This window comes from Micromonospora sp. M51, from assembly GCF_018070305.1.
GTDB lineage: Bacteria > Actinomycetota > Actinomycetes > Mycobacteriales > Micromonosporaceae > Micromonospora > Micromonospora parva.
Genome location: NZ_JAGPXZ010000749.1, coordinates 1 through 2,893, shown reverse-complemented (window position 1 = coordinate 2,893; position 2,893 = coordinate 1). Strand labels below are relative to the sequence as shown.

The following is a 2,893-nucleotide window of genomic DNA, read 5'->3' as shown; positions in this document are numbered from 1 at the left end:
CAGCTACCGGACCACCTTCCGGGACCGGGCACACAGCGGCTGACCGGACAGCTCAGCCCGGGGTCAGCCGGCCGTCGCGGCGCAGCACCCGGACACCCCCGGGCAGGTCGGCCGGGCCCTGACCGTGCCAATCGGTGACCAGGGCGTCCAGGGCGGCGACGTGCCGGTGCGACAGGGCACCGGGCAGCGCACCCGACTCGCGGGCCCAGGAGTGCAGCACCCGGCCGCGTACGGCGGGCACCAGGCCCAGCAGCGCCGCAACGGACAGCCCTCCGTCGGGACACCGGGCCGCCGCCAGCGCCGCCCCCGCCAACTCGTCGAGCGCGGCGTTGTCGGCGGCCACCAGCCGGGCGGTACGCGCGAGGTTGTCCACCACACCGGGACCGAGCGCCCGCACCAGCGCCGGCAGCAGGTCGGCCCGCACCCTCGACCGGGCGTACGACGGGTCGGTGTTGTGCGGGTCCTGCCACGGACTCAGCCCGAGCACGGCGCAGGCGGCCCGCGTCTGCTCCCGACCGACCTCCAGCAGCGGGCGCAGCAGCGGCACCCCGCCCAGATCCCGCCGGGCGGGCATCCCGGCCAGCCCGCGCGGGCCGGCGCCCCGGGCGAGCGCGAGCAGCACCGTCTCCGCCTGGTCGTCGCGGGTGTGCCCGGTGAGCACCGCTACCGCGTTCTGCTGCCGGGCCACCTCGGTCAGCGCCTGGTAGCGGGCCTCGCGGGCAGCCGCCTCCGGCCCGCCGGGGCGCCCGGCCACCTGCCCCCGGACCACGGTCGCCGACGCGAACCCGACCTCCCGACCCCAGGCGGCCACCGCCTCCGCGCGGGCCGCGGAGCCGTCCTGCAAGCCGTGGTCGACGGTGACGAGCATCGCGGTACGGCCCAGCCGAGGTGCCACGAACACGGTGGCCGCAGCGAGCGCCAACGAGTCAGCCCCACCGGAGCAGGCGACCAGCACACCGCCGGACGGCAGACCGGTCAGGGCGCGGCGTACCGCCACCCGGATCGCGGCCACCGGCGGGGCGAGCGCGGCCACCGGCGGGTGATCAGCCGGCGGCCGGGACGGTGCCGGCCGGGCCGTGCACCCGCGCGACCCAGGCGTCCGGGTCGCCCAACTCCGACAGTCGGGGCAGGGTCAGCGGCGAGTTGAAGATCGAATTGAAGCCGTCCATGCCGACCCGCTCCACCACGCCGTGCACGAACTTGCGCCCCTCGGCGTACTGGCGCATCTTGACGTCCACCCCGAGCAGCCGGCGAATCGCCTTCTCCAGCGGGTTGCCCGCCTCCCGGCGACGGTTGAACGACGCCCGGATCCGCTCGACGCTCGGGATCACCTGCGGACCGACGCCGTCCATCACGAACTCGGCGTGCCCTTCCAGCAGGGTCATCAACGCGGTGAGCCGGTCCAGGACCGCCCGCTGCGCCGGGGTCTGCACGATGTCCAGCACGCTGGTGCGGCTCTCCGGGTCACGGACCGCCTCGGACAACGTGGCCACCCCGCGCCGCAACCGCTCGACCAGGTGCTCGCTCCCGCTGGACGAGGCGTCCACGAACGCCTGCACCTCGCTGAGGAAGTAGGCCCGCATCCACGGCACGGCCGTGAACTGGGTGCGGTGGGTGACCTCGTGCAGACACACCCAGAGACGGAAGTCCCGAGGATCGGCGCCGAGCTTGCGTTCCACCTCGACGATGTTCGGTGCGACGAGCAGCAGCTGGCCCGGCTCGGCCGAGAAGACCTCGTACTGGCCGAGCACCCGGCCGGAGAGGTAGGCCAGCACCGTGCCGGCCTGCACCCCGGTCAGCCGGGACCCGATCGCCTCGGTCAACGCGCCCGGTTGCTTGTCGCCGGAGAGCCGGCTCACCAGCGGGGTGATCACCTCGCGGAGCCCGGCGATGTTGGTCGCCGCCCAGTCGCGGCGGTCGACCACCCGGACCGGCGGATGCGACACCTGCGCCCGCAGCCCCGTGTAGTCGGCCACGTGCCCGGCCGCCTCGTCGGTCAGCCGGCGCAGGTCGCCGACCACGTCGGTGGCTTCGGCGTACGACACGCGGGGGCCAGACTTGCTCAACGCCCCCGCCGTGGCGGCGGCCAGATCCCAGTCCACGAACTGCGCCATGGACCCACCGTACCCGCGCCGCGACACCCCGGCCCGGGCTCGCGCCCTCGATCGACACCGATGGCGACCGCGTCCCGCCGCAGCGGCGCAGGTCAGCCGCAGCCGCAACCGGCCAGCGCGGCGGTGATCCGGTCCAGCGCCGGCTGGGCGGTCTCCCTGCCCCCCGGCACCTTGTCGGTGAGCACCGCGAAGGTCAACAACCGACCGTCGGCGGTGGTGACCAGGCCCGCGATGGAGTGCACCTGGGTCAGCGTGCCGGTCTTGGCCCGGACGCTACCCGCGCCGGCGGCGGTGCCCGCGGTGTTGCGGTAGCGCTCGTTCAGCGTCCCGGACCAACCGCCCACCGGCAGACCACCGAAGACACCTGCCAACTCCGGGTGGTCCGGGCTGGCGGCCAACCGGATCAGATCGGTCAGCAGCGACGGGCTGATCCGGTTACGACGGGACAGGCCGCTGCCGTCGGAGACGCTGATCTCGTCGGCGGGCAGGCCCAACTCCGCCACCTCGGCGTCCATGGCTGCGGCACCCCCGTCGAACGAGGCCGGCTGGTTGCGGGCCAACGCGACCTGACGGGCGAGCGCCTCGGCGACCAGGTTGTCGCTCTCGCTGATCATCACGTCCACGAGCCGGATCAGCGGCGGAGACTGCACCACGCCCAACTCGGTTCCCGGCGCCGGGCTGGGGCCCGCCGCGGCCTGGGCCGGGGCCGAGCCACGCTTCACGGCGTCGGTCGGCACTCCGAGCAACCGGGCGAACGCCTTGCCGGCGGCCAGGTCCGG

Annotated in this window: 3 protein-coding genes; all 3 read right to left on the bottom strand. The window is 74.9% G+C overall.

The genetic code is table 11. From position 1 onward, the window contains the following. Positions 1–52: 52 nt before the first annotated feature. Entirely contained in the window at positions 53–1,033 is a 981-nt protein-coding gene (gene tilS / locus KBX53_RS28125; RefSeq protein ID WP_210862568.1) for a tRNA lysidine(34) synthetase TilS, read from the bottom strand. Between the two features lie 10 nt (positions 1,034–1,043). Then, on the bottom strand, positions 1,044–2,114 hold the full coding sequence (locus KBX53_RS28120) for a zinc-dependent metalloprotease (protein WP_030328010.1): 1,071 nt from the start codon (positions 2,112–2,114) through the stop codon (positions 1,044–1,046). A gap of 92 nt (positions 2,115–2,206) precedes the next feature. Beyond that, the coding region (gene dacB, locus KBX53_RS28115) for a D-alanyl-D-alanine carboxypeptidase/D-alanyl-D-alanine-endopeptidase (protein ID WP_210862566.1) at positions 2,207–2,893 on the bottom strand (687 nt) is incomplete at its 5' end.

Coding starts and splice junctions, on each gene's coding strand:
- KBX53_RS28120 (WP_030328010.1), bottom strand. CDS start 2,114: ATGGCGCAGTTCGTGGACTGGGATCTGGCCGCCGCCACGGCGGGGGCG.